This is a genomic window from Actinospica acidithermotolerans, assembly GCF_018139625.1.
Taxonomy (GTDB): domain Bacteria; phylum Actinomycetota; class Actinomycetes; order Streptomycetales; family Catenulisporaceae; genus Actinospica; species Actinospica acidithermotolerans.
This window is the reverse complement of sequence record NZ_JAGSOH010000010.1, coordinates 12,764-28,006: the sequence shown is the minus strand read 5'-3', so window position 1 is coordinate 28,006 and position 15,243 is coordinate 12,764. Positions and strand designations below refer to the sequence as shown.

Genomic DNA, 15,243 nt, shown 5'->3' with positions numbered 1-15,243 from the left:
CATTCGCGGCCATGACGCCGCATTATCTCTATCCACCCGAACGGGTGAGGTACGGTTCGGCCGTCCTCACCCGTCAGGGTGATTGGATGTAAATACGGCTACGTATGCCGAGGTCGCGCGCCTAGCGTCGTCCGGGTGAATGCTGAATCTTCGGGCGGGGGGCACGCCGTCGCCGGAGCCGTGCTCGGAGGTACTGCGGGCGACGGCTGGGGACGGGCTGCCGCTTACGACGCCTACGCCGACGGACTACACACCTACTCGCTCTGGTACCTGCACGACCACGATGCCGCGGCCGACGCCGTCTACTGCGCCTTCGTCGCGGCGGACCGCAATCACACGAACCTCCAGCAGCCGGAGCAGATTCAGCCGTGGCTCTACGCGCTGCTGCGCCGCGAGTGCCGGCTGCGCGGCAAGGAGGGCGCCTCGGCGCCGGCGCCTGCGTCGCGCCGGCTGCGGCCGAAGTCGGACTCGCTCGGCGAGTCGGGGGTCACGGCGTCGCTGCTCCAGCTGGAGGGCAACCTGCGGCGTGCCGAGTTCCAGTCGCTCGCCTGGCCGGAGGCCGAGGGGCTCGCCCCCTCCCATCGCGAGGTGCTTGAGCTGACCATCCGTCACGGGCTCGACAGCCGGGGGCTGGCGCTCGTGCTCGGGCTGCGCGAGGCCGCGGGCCTGGCGCCCGCTCACGGATTCGGACTGCTGGCCGACGCGTGGCGCGAGCTCGAGCGCTCGCTCGCCGCCGCCGCCGTGGCCGGTTCGGGTCGCGACAACTGCGCCCAGCTCGCCGAGCTGACCTTCGGGTGGAGCGGCAAGCTCAACGGCACGTTGCGCGCGCCGCTGATCGACCACGTGGACCGCTGCTCGCGCTGCCAGCACTACCTGCACACGGTCATCGGCACGCCGTCCGCGCCGACGATCCTGCCGTTCGTGGCGGCGCCGCGCGCGCTGCGCGACATGCTGCTTGCCGAGCTCGCGGACGCGGACGCGGCGGCCGCCGCGGGCGTCGACCTCGTCGCGCTGGGCAGGCGCTGCGGCAAGTTCGGCCCCGAGGGCTTCCCGGGCCGTCTGGAGACCTCCGCCCAGGCCCCGACCAGCGGCAACGGCAACGGTACCGGCAGCAGCCCCGGCAGTGGTACCAGCGGCAGCGGCGGCAGCAGCGGCGGCGGGTCCGGCGCCGTGTCCGCCGGAACCGGGCGGGTGCCGAGGCGCCGGCAGCCGGGACCGAGCGGTCGCGCGGCGGCTCACCACCAGCGTCCGCAGTCGGCGAAGGCGGGCACTGCGCAGGCGACGTCCGCGAAGACCGGCATGCCGCCGCGTCCGCCCGCGCCGCCACACCAGCAGCAGCCATCACCGCAGTCGGCCCAGCGGCCACCACAGCGGCAGCAGTCGCAACCACTGCCGTTGCTCGAACCCGACGACAGCCTGTACCGCGCGAAGGGCAGCTGGGCCGACAAGGTGCTGCCACCCGCGCCGGGCAGCGACGTGTTCGGCGCGGCAGAGCCGTGGCGGCCGCCGCCCGGGCAGACGTTCGTGCAGACGGCGTCCGGACGTTTCGCGACACGTCCCGCGCAGCCCGGATCGACGTGGCGGGAAGCCCGGATTTCCTGCGGCGAGAGTCTGCGGCCCGCTGGGTACACCGCCGAGTCGTCCACGGCGGCATCCAGAGCGACGTCCGCGGCAGCTTCCGCGGCGACTCGGCCGCCCTCCGCGGCCCCGGCCGCGCCGAAACCGACCGACCCGGCCGTGAAGTCGGGCGCCGCGGCGCGGCCTCGGCACAAGGCGCGTCCGATGCGCCAGGCCGTCGTCTCGGCGATGGCGCTGGGTGCGATCGGCGCGGTCGCGGCCACCGCGGCGGCGATGCTCGGGATCGGCTCGAGTCCGAACCCGAACACGTCGGCGCTGGACGGTTCGCAGGGCACGGAGAACGTCGGCACGAGCTCGACCTCCTCGTCCGCCGCCGCCGACAGCCCCGGCCACCTCACGGTCTCGGTCACGACCGCCTCCACCGCTTCGTCGGGTCAGGTGTCCGGCGCGACGAGCGTCGGCCTGCCGGGTTCCGGCGGTACGGCGGTGGCGAGCACGACCGCCGCGTCGGTCGGCGCGTTCCATGTGAGCGTCAACCAGCGCGACGCCGACCCGCAGAGCGTGCAGATCCTGCTCCGCAACACCGGTTCGGCGGCACTGAACTGGACCGCGGCGCCGTCCGTTTCCTGGCTCACCCTGAGCCAGTCCAGCGGCACCCTGGCCCCCGGACAGAGCCTGATCGTCACCGCCACGACCACGGACGCCGCGCCGAGCGGCGAGTGGACCGCGCAGATCGTGTTCGGTCCGGGCGGCATCGTCGTCACGCTGCACGGCGGCGTCCCGGCGAGCAGCGCGAGCAGCACGGACTCGGGCACCGGCGCGAGTACCGGCGGCGGCGCAAGCGCGGGCACCAGCACCTCGCCGACCACTCCGACGAAGGCGCCCACCAGCCCGACCACGCCGGCCCCGACGACCTCGTCGCCGACCACGTCGTCACCGTCGTCACCGGCCTCGGCCACCGGCTCCCAGTCGGGTGCCACCGGCGCCGGCGACACCGCGAGCGGATCCCAGGCCCCGACATCCAGCCAGCCGACGGGCGCGAACAGCAGCGCCTCCTCCACCGCGCCGTCGCAGCCGGTGCGCAGGCACTGAGGATCCCAGACGCCGGGGGCCGGGCTTTGCCGATCTTTCGCGGAGATCGGGGCCCGGCCCTCGGCGTGTCAGGAGACCACGCGGTAGAGCCGGTAGCCGGACTGCTCCGCGGTGAACACGGCCGGCAGGCCGGCCGGCAGTGACTCGCCGGGCGCGAGAAGCACCCAGCTCACGTCGTACGCCTTCAGCAGCGCCACCCGCTCGGCAGCAGAGGTCTGCGAGGCGAAGATCGCCTTCACCGCCGCGTTGCGCTCGTTCTGCATCGTGCGCGGGATCTCCGGCAGGTACCACGGCGAGGTGACGCCGTAGCTGCCGTGCGCGGCGACCTCGTACTGCGCGTACTGCGTGGAGGCGGCGACGACCGTCGTCGGCGTGAAGTACCGGTCGAGCCTGTCGAGGCTCGGGATGTTCTCGAAGCTGCCGCCGAACTGGGTCGCGGCGCCGAGCGCGGTGGCCAGTGCGACGGGCACGGCCCAGGCCCAGCGTGTCCGGCCGCGAACCGTCTCGGCCACCGCGATCGCCACCGCGACCTGCGCGACGAGCATCAGCATCGGCCAGCTGCGGCCGTAGGACCAGTGATGCGAGAACTCGCCGTACGCCACGACCAGACCGATGCCGACGAACATGAGCACCAGCGCGTCGGTCATGTTCCGCCAGAAGCGCAGCGCGAGTGCGACGAGGCCGAGCACGATGCCGATCGCGTACCACTTCTCCGCGTGCGAGTAGAGCGCATGGTGGATCGGGTCGAGCACGTCGAGCTCGCCCTGGCTGACGCTCCACAGGTGGTAGTACGGCCAGACCGCGATCACCGCGGCGCACGCGACGAGACCGAGCGCGAGCGACGTCAGCACGGCCTTCGTGCGCACGATCTTGTGCTGGGAAACCAGGATCGCCGCGACGCCGACGAGCGCACTGAGCCCGGTGAACTGGTGGATGAGCAGGATCAGCCCGAGCAGCACGCCGATCCCGATCGCCCGCCGCGGGCTACGCGCCGTCCGGCCGCCGTCGTTCAGCCACGCCCACAGGTGCAGCGTGAGCGCGGTCGCCAGAGTGCTCGGGTACGCGAGCGTGTCGCCGAGCGAGATGAACGACAGGAATCCGCTGAACGCTACGACCTTCGTGCCCCACCAGAACAGCACGCCGACGAGCGCGAGCGGCGGAGCGTAGCGGGCGCCGCTGATCGAGCGCACGAAGCGGTACAGGCCGGTCAGCAGCAGCGCCACGTTGACCACCGCCGCGAGCTTGTACAGCGTGTACGCGCCGATGCCGAAAGCCTTGCCGGGCAAAGCGAGCGCGAGCATGTAAGGGCTGTAGTAGATACTGCTCCCGCCGATGCCGATCACGGGATTGCCGGGATGCAGCGGGTCGTGGATCAGCCGCTTGAGCACGGCCAGGTGCAGCATCAGGTCGTCCGCCCGCGGCAGCCCCAGCGCCACGACGGCGTAGAACACGAACACCAGGGCGCCGACCACCAGCGACGGCCACTGGTCCCGGGCGAAGGAGGCGGCCCGCTCCCGCGGACTGTGCTGCGAGGTCGGCGCGGCAGACGGGGTCGACACGGTGGTCACCGGCCAGACGATACCAATGCACCGTGAAGGCGCATGCCGTTCAGTCTTCCGGTTCGGCCGGGTCCGCCGGATGCGGCGCGACCGGACGGCGGGCGGCCAGGTACGCCTCGCACTGCTCGGCCAGCGCGTCGTATCCGGCCTGGCCCATCAGCTCGACGAGTTCCGGCCGGTAGGAGACGAACACCGGCTCGAACGCCGTGTGCGCCTCGGTGTTGCCGGTGCACCACCAGTTCAGGTCGTGGCCGCCGGGGCCCCAGCCGCGCCGGTCGTACTCGCCGATGCTGATCACCAGCACCTTGCTGTCGTCCGGCCGCTCCACCCAGTCGTAGGTGCGGCGGATCGGCAGCTGCCAGCACACGTCCGGCTTCGTCTCCAGCGGGTGGCGGCCCTCGCGCAGCGCGAGACCGTGCAGCGCGCAGCCGGCGCCGCCCGCGAAGCCCGGCCGGTTCAGGAAGATGCAGGCGCCCTCGTGCACGCGAGTCTGCCGGTCGCCGTCCTCGTCCACCTCGATGACGTTCAGCCTGCCGCGCCGCACGCCCTCGGCGTGGAACTGCCAGCTCTCGGGCGTCAGCCGCTTCGCCGCCGCCTTGACCCGCTTCTCGTCGTCCGGGTCGGAGAAGTGGGCGCCGAGCGTGCAGCAGCCGTCGTCGGCGCGGCCCGGTCTGATCCCCTGGCATCCGGAGCCCCAGATGCACTGCCAGCGGGAGCACAGCCAGGTCAGGTCGCAGCGGTAGACCTGCTCGTCGTTCTCCGGATCGGGGAACTCGACCCAGGCACGCGGGAAATCGAGGGAGACTTCAGGCACAACTCAAGAGCATAGGGGGATCCGGGGAGGAAACCATACGAAAGCCGTCCGGGGCGGCGTGGCCCGAAAAACCGGGGTTGCCCGGCAGGTCGCGGCGCGGTGCACTAGTTTCGTGAGCATGCGATTGGGAGTCCTCGACGTCGGCTCGAACACCGTGCACCTGCTCGTGGTGGACGCGCACCAGGGTGCGCGGCCGCTCTCGGCGTCCTCCCACAAGGAGGAACTGCACCTCGTCGACCTCATAGACGAGTCGAACCACATCGTCCCCGAGGGGCAGCAGCGCCTCGAGGCCTTCGTCGTGGAGTCGCTGCGCATCGCCGAGGACAAGGGCGTGCAGGAGCTGATCGCCTTCGCAACCTCCGCGATCCGCGAGGCCGCGAACGGCGAGGAGGTGCTCAGGGGGATCCGCGAGCGCACCGGCGTCGAACTGCGGGTGCTGCCCGGGCAGGCCGAGGCGCAGCTGACCTTCCTCGCGGTACGCCGCTGGTTCGGCTGGTCGGCGGGCCGGCTGCTGGTGCTGGACATCGGCGGCGGCTCGCTCGAGATGGCGTCCGGCTTCGACGAGATGCCCGAGGTGGCCCGCTCGCTGCCCTTCGGCGCCGCCCGGCTGACCAAGGAGTGGTTCGCCGAGGACCCGCCGGACGAGGCCTCGGTGCGCGCGCTGCGCCGGCACGTGCGCGCGGAGATCGGCAAGGTCGTCGGGGACCTGGTGCGCTACGGCCGGCCGGACCGGGTCGTGGCCTCCTCGAAGACCTTCAAGCAGCTCGCGCGGATGGCGGGCGCGGCGCCGAGCGCGGAGGGCCCGTACGTGCCGCGGCGGCTTTTCCGCGCGGACCTGTCCGAGTGGATCGGCAAGCTGGCCAGGATGCCCAGCGCCGAGCGCGCGCAACTGCCCGGCATCTCGGTCGGCCGCGCCAAGCAGATGCTGGCGGGCGCGATCGTGGCCGAGGCGGCCATAGACCTCTTCGAGGCCGAGGTGGCCGACATCTCGCCGTGGGCGCTGCGTGAGGGGATTATTCTCCGCAGGCTGGACGGCCTGCCCGAAGAGTGGCTCTGAGGCCGACGTCTCGCCGTGGGCGCTGCGTGAGTCGGCGAACCATTCTCCGCAGGCTGGACGGCCTGCCCGAAGAGTGGCTCTGAGGCCGACGTCTCGCCGTGGGCGCTGCGCGAGTCGGTGAACCATTCACCGAAGGTTGGACGGCCTGCCCGAAGAGTGCCTCTGACGCCGAGGCGCGGCTGAGCTACTCTCGGACACGTGACATGGGCGGTCAGCGGTAGCGGCGCGGTGGAACGAGTGGCTATGCCGAAGGTCGCTCTCTCCACCATCTCGGTCTACCCGGAGAACACGGCCACCGGATTCGCGACGGCGCAACGGCTCGGCTACGACGGCGTCGAGGTCATGGTGACCAACGACCCGGTGAGCCAGTCGATCGACTCCCTGCGCCGGCTGCGCGATGGGCTGAACATGCCGATCCTGGCGGTGCACGCGCCCTGCCTGTTCTGGCTGAACCTGCAGCGGGTCTGGGGCACCGACCCGTGGGGCAAGCTCATCAAGGCCCGCATGGTCGCCGAGGAGCTCGGCGCGTCCACCGTCGTCGTGCACCCGCCGTTCGTCTGGCAGGGCAAGTACGCGAACGAGTTCGTGGCCGGGCTGCGGCGGATGCAGCAGGAGACGGACATCCGCTTCGCGGTCGAGAACATGTACCCGTGGCGGGCCAAGACCCCGGTGATCGGGGAGCGCCGGGTCGAGGCGTACTCGCCGGGCTGGGACCCGACCGAGGAGGACTACCCGCACTTCACGCTGGACCTCTCGCACTCGGCCACGTCCCGGATGGACACCATGGGGATGCTCGGCAGGATGGGGCATCGCCTCGCGCACCTGCACCTGGCCGACGGCTCCGGCTCGAACTCGGACGAGCACCTCGTCCCGGGCCGCGGCACGCAGCCGTGCGCCGAGATCCTCGGGCTGCTGGGGCGCAACGGCTTCGACGGCAACGTGGTACTCGAGGTCAACACGCGTCGCGCGGCGAATCAGGAGGCGCGGGACGCGGACCTCGCCGAGGCGCTGACGTACGCGCGGCGGCACCTCGTGCTCGGCGATGCGGACAGCGCGGGCGAAGCGAAGCAGATCACGGTCTAGCGGCCGGTCGCGGACCGGTCGGGCAACGAGTGGAGCGAGTGGGCATGGGTCGGCGGATCGCGGTGCTGGGCACCGGGAAGATGGGCGAGGCGCTGGTCTCCGGGCTGCTGCGCGCGGGCAAGCCGGTGGACGAGGTCGTCGTCACCGCGCGCCGGCCGGAGCGGGCGGCGGAGCTGGCCGAGCGGTACGGCGTGGCCTCGGTGGGCAACGCGGACGCGGCCAAGCACGCCGACACGCTCATCCTGACCGTCAAGCCGCAGGACATGGGCACGCTGCTGGCCGAACTCGCGCCGCACGTCCCGGCTGACCGCCTCGTCATCTCGGGCGCGGCCGGCATCACGACCGCGTACGTGGCCGCGCAGCTCGGCGTCGAGGGCCTGCCGGTGGTGCGCGTGATGACGAACACGCCGGTGCTGGTGGACGAGGCGATGTCGGCGATCTCGCCGGGCGCGCACGCCACCGAGGAGCACCTGCGGCGCACGGAGGAGATCTTCCGCCCGGTCGGCAAGACCATCCGCGTCCCGGAGTCGCAGCAGGACGCGGTGACCGCGCTCTCCGGCTCGGGACCGGCGTACTTCTACTTCCTGGTCGAGGCGATGATCGACGCCGGGATCCTGCTCGGCCTGCCGCGGACCACGGCGCACGACCTGATCGTGCAGTCGGCCGTCGGCGCGGGTGTGATGCTGCGCGACTCCGGCGAGCACCCGGTGAAGCTGCGCGAGGCGGTCACCTCTCCGGCCGGCACCACCATCGCGGCGATCCGCGAGCTGGAGCGGCACGGCGTCCGGGCCGCGCTGCTCGAGGCGCTCGAGGCCGCCCGGGACCGCTCGCGGGAGCTGGCTTCGGGCAGCTGAGAGCGGGGCGCGGCGCATCGGCCGGAACCGCGCGGCGGGACGGGCGGACGGTCAACGTGAACCCAGGATCACATTTTGGTGCCGGGGTCTTCCCCGGCCTCTCCATCCCGCATACGCTGACGCGACCAGCGAGCTTGGAGGAGCAGAATGGCCACGACCGACGCCTCCGCGTCGAAGCCCGCGGCGCATCCCGTCGTGGATGACGTGCTGCGTCGCGCGCGGGGCGCCACCTTCGTGGCCTTCGGCGCCCAGGGCTTCGCCTTCGCGGCACTGACCAGCGAGGTCGCCAACATCCAGAGCAGGCTGAAGATCGACGACGGCACGCTCTCGATCCTGCTCGCCGTCGTCCCGGTCATCGCGGGCGTCGGCTCGGTGCTCGCGGGCATGCTGGTCAGCCGGTACAGCACCAGCGTGGTGCTGCGCTACTGCCAGGTGCTGGTGCTGTTCGCCATCCTGCTGGCCGGCTACACGACGAGCTTCGTGCTGATGCTGCCGGTGCTCGCGCTGTTCGGGCTCGTCCTCGGCGGCGTGGACGCGACGTCGAACATGCAGGCCGTGGCCCTGCAGAAGCGCTACGGCCGGTCCATCATCCTGGCCTTCCACGGCGCCTGGGCGCTCGGCGCGTTCGCCGGCTCCGCGGCCGCCTCGCTGACCGCGAAGTTCGACGGCAAGGTCTACAGCAACCTCTACCTCGGCTCGTTCATCGTCATCGTGCCGATCCTGCTCGCCTTCGGCCCGCGCCTGCTGCGCGGCATCGGCGACGAGACGCTCTCCGCCGAGTCGAAGACCATCAAGATCCCGTGGAAGCCGATGGGCGCGATCTGCGCCGTCATCGCGATGGCGTACCTCGGCGACTCGACGGTCTCCAGCGCCGGCGGCGTCTACATGGAGAAGGAGCTGATGGCGCACGGCTGGCAGTACACCGCCGTGTACGCGGTCTACTCCGTGCCGCTGATGATCGGCCGCTTCTCCGGCGACAAGCTCACCGATCGCTTCGGCGGCGTGCTGATCGCGCGCACCGCGGCGGTGTGCGCGGTGCTCGGCTTCATCGTCGTCGGCATCGCGCCCGACGCCTGGGTCGCGCTCGCCGGATTCGCCATCGTGGGCCTCGGGATCTCCGTCATGGCCCCGCTCACCTTCGCCGCGGCCGGCCGCCTCGACCCGCACGAGACCGGCATCGCGGTGGCCCGCCTCAACGTCTTCAACTACGTAGGCTTCCTGCTCGGCGCCCCGCTGCTGACCAGCCTCTGGCAGGCCGGGATGCCCTACCGGCCGGGCTGGGCGATCCCCTGCGGTCTCTCGGTCCTGATGTTCGTGTTCGCCTACGGCTTCAACGAGAACCGGACCGTCCCCGCGTAGAGATGACCTGAGGGCGCCCGCATCAGGAAGTCGGTGCTGTCGACGTACTGATCGACGGCGCCGATCTGCGGTAAAGCCCTGATGTCGGCGTCGGTCACGCTGTCGAGCAACGCCGCGGTGAACCGCTCGGCGTGCAGGACCCGGAACGGCCGTCCGTGGTAGTTCCGGGTAGCCGGATCGACCGCCGCACTCAGCCCGAGCCCGTTGCACGCGCCGGCGACCAGCTCATACGCGTCGCCAAGCGGCCGTTCACGCTCGTGCCACTCCGTCGCCGCGAGTGTCGCGGCGAGCAGCGGACTCAACTCAGCCGCGATCGGCAGCCGGCTGAACGCGGTGCCGAGCCACTTGCCGTAAGGCGGATATCGGCGGTTGATCAGCAACGCCAGCCGCATCAGATCACGCGCGATCCGTGCCGCGACGATCGCCGACCCGAGCTCATCGCCGACCTCGCCGGCCCGCCCGACGAACGCCTCTTCCTGCGAGATGCGCTTCCACTGACACGCCAGGACGTACCGCCACACGTCCTCCGGATACCAAGCCAGCCGCGCACGCGCCGTCTCGAGCTCCCCGAGCCCGTCGTGTACGACGACGCCGGCAGTCTCCTCCGCCAGAGTCTGAGTCGGTGCGGCAAGCCAGTCGGACGTGGTGATCCCGGCTCGCGGATCGAAACCGAGGCGCCCGACGTACCAAGCGCCGACCGATGCGACGTCGACGCGGTGGTAGACGGGTCCGTCGGTCGCCCGCATGTGCCGGACCGGGCCGCCCTCGTCGTCCGCGGCGAAATGCGTGGGATAGCCCAGGAAGGTCTTGGGCAGCCGCTCGGAGAGCATCTCGCGGATCGACTCCGCGTACGCGGCGTTGTCCTCCTCGCCCAGGAAGAGCTGCAGCCGCGGCCCCCACTCGTGATCCGCGGACCGCTCGGTATCGAAGCCGAGCACCTCGGACCCGGTACCGATGCGTGCTGCCGAGTGCGGCACCGCACCGAAGTACCGGCGCAGGAGGGGAGCGACGGCGTCGGTATAGAACCGCGCAGAGAGCTCAAGACCGGGAACGAAGCGTTGATCCACGCCCCGCATCATCTGCGGGTCGCGGACGGCGCCGCAACGGGTTAAGCCGTGATCAAGTTCTCGCTCTCATCCGGCACCCGGGAATCTCTTGGACAAGTTCAAGGCCCTCATGAGGACGGCTCCCAGAAAGCGGCGGCAGCATCGGTACCGACGACGGAGATCGGAGATGCGCGAACTAGCGGGAGGTACGCGATGGGATGGGGCGGCGGTCCGGGCGGCGGTCCCGGCGGAGGTCCGGGCAGACCCGGCGGACCGGGCGGGCCCGGCGGCTTCGGCGGAGGCTTCGGCATGGGCGGTCCCGGCGGGCCGCCGCCCCGCGGCATGGGCTGGGGACGCGGCGGTGAGGGCTGCTGCCTCGGTCCGGCCACCTGCTGCGGACCCGGACTCCTGCTCGTCGGACCGGGAATGCTGTTGCTGGCCATGCGGCATCCGGTGCGCGCGGCGCGCCGGCTGCGCAGCGAGATGGACTCCGCGCGTGCCGCGGATTCCGGCGGGAGGTAGTCGATACGAGCGCACCCGGACAATGCTGAGCTGACACCAGAACACTGACTTCGGCCCCGGAGATCTCCGAACCCTCGGATCCGGGGCCGAAGCGGTGCGCGCCCGCTACAGTCGTGACCATGAACCCGCCGGACCGGTCCGCCCTGCTCGCCCACCTGACCGCGTCGGGGATCGCGGGCCGGGTGGCGACGGCGCGGGAGAACAACCTGCTGCACTACCGGCTGATGGCCGACCGCGACCCCTACTACCTGCTCGGCCTCGACCCGTCCCGCCGCTGGACGGCCGAATCCGTGCTCGAGCTCATGGCGGAGCGCGTCGGGGTGAGCCCGGATCCGCTGCACCGGGCCGGGGCCGACACCATCGGCCCCGAGCTCACCGTCGGCGCGCTCGACCGGTACGCCGACCGACTGGCGGCGGCCGCCGTGCGCGGCGAGACCGTCTACTTCGCCACCGGCCATCCGTCCCCGCTCGCCCGGCTCTACCAGCGCTTCGCCGACGCGCTGCGCGGCCACGGCTGCCCGATCCTGCGCGCCGGGGAGGGCTGGGGCTACGACGCGACCTCGCGCTACGGCACGCGCCGGCTGACGATCGGCTACTCGGCCGCCGTCGGCGCCGGCGGCACGGGCGACGTCGCCGCGCTGGAGGACGCGGACGGCCCGGTGCACAGCCACTCCGCGCGCCCGATCCGCGCCACCTTCGCCGCGCTCGCCGCCGACGGCGTCCCGCTGCCCGACCTGGTGGTGGCGGACCACGGCTGGTGCGGCGGCGCCGGTCAGGCCGGCGTCGACGCCGTCGGCTTCGCCGACTGCAACGACCCGGCGCTGTTCGTGGGCGAATACGAGGGGACGGTCCGGGTCGCCGTGCCGCTGGACGACGGCCTGGACCCGGCCGTGTACGAGCCGCTCGGGGACTACGTACTCGCGAGGATCGACACCGCGCGCGCAATTGCAGAGTCCTGAGGCGCAGCACCGGGCGAGGGGTCCCGGCGCCGGAATCAGAGCCCTCATCGACGCCCGTGCTAGCCTTTTTGCCTGCTTCGCACCGGAATCGCCGTGTTCCGGCTTCGGCGAAAACTCCCTTTTTCTGCGCTAAGGCCTCCCCTTCCACACCTGACCCAACTACGCTTAGGAACGAAGCGCACACACAGACGGGACGGCGCCGGGGCGCTTGGGAGGGCGCCTACCCTCTCGTGCCCATCCCCTTCGCCTGCCCAACGACAGCATGAGCGTGGAGCCTCTATGACCGAATCAGACGCAGCACGCACCAACCGTCCGATCCTCGCGGCCGACATCGACCTGAGCGACATGGCCTTCCTGACGGTGGCCGAGGTCGCCGGCGTCATGCGGGTCTCGAAGATGACGGTCTACCGGATGGTCCACTCGGGCGAACTGCCCGCGGTGCGGGTCGGCCGCTCGTTCCGGGTGCCCGCCAAGGCGGTCCGCGAGTACCTGTCGGCGGCCTACGTCGAGAGCCAGTGACCGGACCGGCCGGCGAACTCTCCCCGCGCTCTGCCCGCACTCCAAGCCCCGTTTTCCCAGCAGCGGCTGCGGACAGGTACCCTGGTTCCCTGTTCTATGTCCGCAGCACCTGCTGCTCCATGTGAAGAAGTGAGCGAGGGACCCGACGTGGGCTCTGTCATCAAGAAGCGTCGCAAGCGTATGGCCAAGAAGAAGCACCGCAAGCTGCTCAAGAAGACGCGCATCCAGCGTCGCAACAAGAAGTAGCCGGCGCTCCTCGGCGCACGATGACGTCCGCGTCCGACCGCACCCTGCTGGTGACCGGTGCCGCCCGTCGGCTCGGCGCCGCGGTGCTGCGCGACCTCGCCGCCCACGGACAGGGCCGCCGCGTGCTCGCGGTGGACCTGTCCGAGCCTGACCCCGACCTCGCGGTGGACGGGGTGGAGCACGTCCGGCTCGACCTGCGCGCCCCGGCCATCGCCACGCTGATCGCTAAGACCCGCCCGGACACGGTGCTGCACCTCGACGTGCTCGCCGCGCCCGGCCAGGCGGGCGGGCGCTCGGTGATGAAGGAGCGCAACGTCATCGGCACCATGCAGCTGCTGGCGGCCTGCCAGCGGGCGCCGTCGGTGCGCCGCCTGGTGGTCAAGTCCTCGGCCGCGGTCTACGGCTGCGCGCCGCGCGATCCGGCGTATTTCACCGAGGACACCCAGCCGCATCGGCCGCCCCGTTCGGGCTACGGCAAGGACTGCGTCGAGGTCGAGGAGTACGTGCGCGGCTTCGCGCGGCGCCGTCCCGACGTCTCGGTGACCGTGCTGCGCTTCGCCGGCCACCTCGGCGACGGCGTGCGCAGCCCGTTCTCCGAGTACCTGGCACTGCCTGTGCTGCCCACCATGGCGGGCTTCGACCCGCGGCTGCAGTTCGTGCACATCGAGGACGTGGTCCGGGCGCTGCGGCTCGCCGCGTCCGGGGCCCATCCGGGGGTCTACAACGTGGCCGGTTCCGGGTCGCTGACCCTCTCCCAGCTCGCCCGCCGGCTCGGCAGGGCCACCGTGCCGCTGCCGCGCTTCGCCGCGCCCTGGCTCGGCCGGGCGCTGCGCCAGGTGGGCGTCGCCGACTTCACCGGGGACCAGTTGGAGCTGCTGACCTACGGGCGGGTGCTGGACACTACCCGGATGACCGAGCGCTTCGGCTTCACCCCGCGGTACACCACCGCTCAGGCGGTGGCCGAGCACGCCAGGACCGCAGGCATCAGGCCGCTGATCCCGCCGGAGGCGGTCCGCGGCGCCGAGCAGCGGCTGATCACGCTGCTGGAGAAGCACGCGCAGGACGGTGGGAACCGTGGGTGAGCCGAACTCCGCGGCCTGGGAGCGCCGGGCGGCGCGCGGGCTGGCGTTCCTGCGCCGCAGGATCACCGGGGAGTACGAGGTCGACGAGTTCGGCTTCGACCCCGACCTGACCGAGAACGTGCTGCTCAACGTCATCCGGCCGCTGTACGAGAAGTACTTCAGGGTCGAGGCGCGCGGCCTGGAGCGGGTGCCGAGCGACGGCGGCGCGCTGATCGTCGCCAACCACTCCGGCACGCTGCCGCTGGACGCGCTGATGACCCAGATCGCGCTGTGGGACCACCACCCGGTCGGGCGGCATCTGCGGATGCTGGCGGCGGACGTCGTGTTCACCATGCCGTACGTCGGCTCCTACGCGCGCAAGGCCGGGCACACGCTGGCCTGCAACCCGGACGCGCTGCGGCTGCTCGGCGCGGGCGAGGTCGTCGGGGTGTGGCCGGAGGGCTTCAAGGGGATCGGCAAGCCCTTCTCCGAGCGCTACCGGCTGCAGCGCTTCGGCCGCGGCGGCTTCGTCTCGGCCGCGCTGCGCACCGGCGCGCCGATCATCCCGACCGCGATCGTCGGCGCCGAGGAGATCTATCCCAAGATCGGCGACATCAAGCCCCTGGCCCGGCTGCTCGGCCTGCCCTACGTCCCGGTCACCCCGACCTTCCCGTGGCTCGGCCCGCTGGGCCTGGTCCCGCTGCCGTCCAAGTGGTACATCGTGTTCGGCGAGCCGATCGACACCTCCGGATACGACCCCGCCGAGGCCGACGATCCGATGCTGGTGTTCAATCTCACCGACCAGGTGCGCGAGAGCATCCAGGACACGCTCTACCGGGTGCTGCTGCAGCGTCGCTCGGTCTTCTTCTGACCGCGGCTCAGGGGCTGGGAAAAAATCACATGATCAAGACCGCGGCCGTCTCGGCTGCCGTACTGCTGGCCGCCGCCGCGCTGGCCGGCTGCTCGTCCACCGCCCCGGCGCCGGACGGCGAGAACAGCGCGGTGCTCGTCGACAGCGGCACCACCGACAACGTCGACTGGAACCTGTGGGCCTGGGAGGACTCCGGCCAGCTGTGCATGGGCATGGGGAACCGCTCGGGCCCGTACACCGCGCGCAACGACATCGCCGCCGGCGAGATGTCGGGAAGCCAGTGCGGCTTCAACGCGAAGACGCAGGGCAAGACGTACTACCTCAGCGCCTCGAACGGCACGAACGGCCCGCCGACCGTGGCCGTCCTGTTCGGCCCGGTGCCTTCCGCCGCGGTGTCGGTGCAGGTGACCAGCAAGATCACGCTCAAGACGCAGGCGCTGCCGAGCGGCGCCGGGCTGCCCGCCGCGAGCTACTGGGTCTGGGCCGGCCCCTATCAGCTGCCGGCCTCCGACGGCACGCTGCTCGCCGTCCCGAAGCCGCTCGACGCGCATGGGAAGGCCGTCGCCTTCGAGTCCTACTGACGGATCATCCGAAGGGTGCGACAAAACAGTGGTCTCGCAGCG

General features: G+C 71.6%; 15 protein-coding genes. 12 read left to right on the top strand and 3 right to left on the bottom strand.

What is annotated here, in order from left to right; translation table 11 throughout:
* Positions 1-135 precede the first annotated feature (135 nt).
* Positions 136-2,670, top strand: a complete 2,535-nt coding sequence (locus KDK95_RS37350) for a BACON domain-containing protein (protein ID WP_212517026.1) — start codon at positions 136-138, stop codon at positions 2,668-2,670.
* A gap of 68 nt (positions 2,671-2,738) precedes the next feature.
* Here the strand turns inward: KDK95_RS37350 and KDK95_RS06095 are convergent, their stop codons facing one another.
* Together KDK95_RS06095 and KDK95_RS06090 are read right to left on the bottom strand one after the other, a co-directional pair.
* The gene (locus KDK95_RS06095) at positions 2,739-4,238 is read right to left on the bottom strand and encodes a putative glycosyltransferase family protein (protein ID WP_212517025.1); all 1,500 of its coding nucleotides are present in this window, start codon (positions 4,236-4,238) and stop codon (positions 2,739-2,741) included.
* Between the two features lie 40 nt (positions 4,239-4,278).
* The gene (locus KDK95_RS06090; protein WP_212517024.1) at positions 4,279-5,043 is read right to left on the bottom strand and encodes a DUF3109 family protein; all 765 of its coding nucleotides are present in this window, start codon (positions 5,041-5,043) and stop codon (positions 4,279-4,281) included.
* Between the two features lie 118 nt (positions 5,044-5,161).
* Here KDK95_RS06090 and KDK95_RS06085 point away from each other — a divergent pair, with 118 nt between their 5' ends.
* The 4 genes from KDK95_RS06085 to KDK95_RS06070 all read left to right on the top strand — a co-directional run bounded on the left by KDK95_RS06085 (position 5,162) and on the right by KDK95_RS06070 (position 9,396).
* Positions 5,162-6,100: a Ppx/GppA family phosphatase gene (locus KDK95_RS06085; protein WP_212517095.1), complete on the top strand. Its 939-nt coding sequence runs from the start codon at positions 5,162-5,164 to the stop codon at positions 6,098-6,100.
* A 243-nt stretch (positions 6,101-6,343) separates the two neighbouring features.
* Entirely contained in the window at positions 6,344-7,183 is an 840-nt protein-coding gene (locus KDK95_RS06080; RefSeq protein WP_212517023.1) for a sugar phosphate isomerase/epimerase family protein, read from the top strand.
* Between the two features lie 44 nt (positions 7,184-7,227).
* Positions 7,228-8,037 (top strand): pyrroline-5-carboxylate reductase, encoded by an 810-nt coding sequence (gene proC, locus KDK95_RS06075; protein WP_212517022.1) that lies wholly within the window; start codon positions 7,228-7,230, stop codon positions 8,035-8,037.
* A gap of 147 nt (positions 8,038-8,184) precedes the next feature.
* A complete protein-coding gene (locus tag KDK95_RS06070) occupies positions 8,185-9,396 on the top strand; it encodes an MFS transporter (protein ID WP_212517021.1) in 1,212 nt (403 codons plus the stop codon).
* Here the strand turns inward: KDK95_RS06070 and KDK95_RS06065 are convergent.
* Positions 9,360-10,472 (bottom strand): DUF4037 domain-containing protein, encoded by a 1,113-nt coding sequence (locus tag KDK95_RS06065; protein ID WP_212517094.1) that lies wholly within the window; start codon positions 10,470-10,472, stop codon positions 9,360-9,362. The two genes, KDK95_RS06070 and KDK95_RS06065, sit on opposite strands and share 37 nt — an antisense overlap.
* A gap of 279 nt (positions 10,473-10,751) precedes the next feature.
* On the opposite strand from KDK95_RS06065, the gene KDK95_RS06060 reads away from it, so the two are divergent.
* The 7 genes from KDK95_RS06060 to KDK95_RS06030 all read left to right on the top strand — a co-directional run bounded on the left by KDK95_RS06060 (position 10,752) and on the right by KDK95_RS06030 (position 15,201).
* Entirely contained in the window at positions 10,752-10,964 is a 213-nt protein-coding gene (locus KDK95_RS06060; RefSeq protein WP_212517020.1) for a hypothetical protein, read from the top strand.
* 119 nt (positions 10,965-11,083) lie between these two features.
* Complete coding sequence (locus KDK95_RS06055) at positions 11,084-11,923, top strand: phosphatase (RefSeq protein WP_212517019.1); 840 nt, start codon at positions 11,084-11,086, stop codon at positions 11,921-11,923.
* Between the two features lie 345 nt (positions 11,924-12,268).
* Positions 12,269-12,442 (top strand): helix-turn-helix domain-containing protein, encoded by a 174-nt coding sequence (locus tag KDK95_RS06050; protein ID WP_212517093.1) that lies wholly within the window; start codon positions 12,269-12,271, stop codon positions 12,440-12,442.
* Positions 12,443-12,589: 147 nt separating this feature from the next.
* Positions 12,590-12,688: a 30S ribosomal protein bS22 gene (locus KDK95_RS06045; protein WP_018654693.1), complete on the top strand. Its 99-nt coding sequence runs from the start codon at positions 12,590-12,592 to the stop codon at positions 12,686-12,688.
* A 20-nt stretch (positions 12,689-12,708) separates the two neighbouring features.
* Positions 12,709-13,770, top strand: coding sequence for an NAD-dependent epimerase/dehydratase family protein (locus KDK95_RS06040; protein WP_212517018.1), 1,062 nt, complete (start codon positions 12,709-12,711; stop codon positions 13,768-13,770).
* Entirely contained in the window at positions 13,763-14,620 is an 858-nt protein-coding gene (locus tag KDK95_RS06035) for a lysophospholipid acyltransferase family protein (protein WP_307844195.1), read from the top strand. Before KDK95_RS06040 ends, KDK95_RS06035 begins: the two co-directional genes overlap by 8 nt.
* A 29-nt stretch (positions 14,621-14,649) precedes the next feature.
* Complete coding sequence (locus KDK95_RS06030; RefSeq protein WP_212517016.1) at positions 14,650-15,201, top strand: hypothetical protein; 552 nt, start codon at positions 14,650-14,652, stop codon at positions 15,199-15,201.
* The last annotated feature ends 42 nt before the right edge of the window (positions 15,202-15,243 follow it).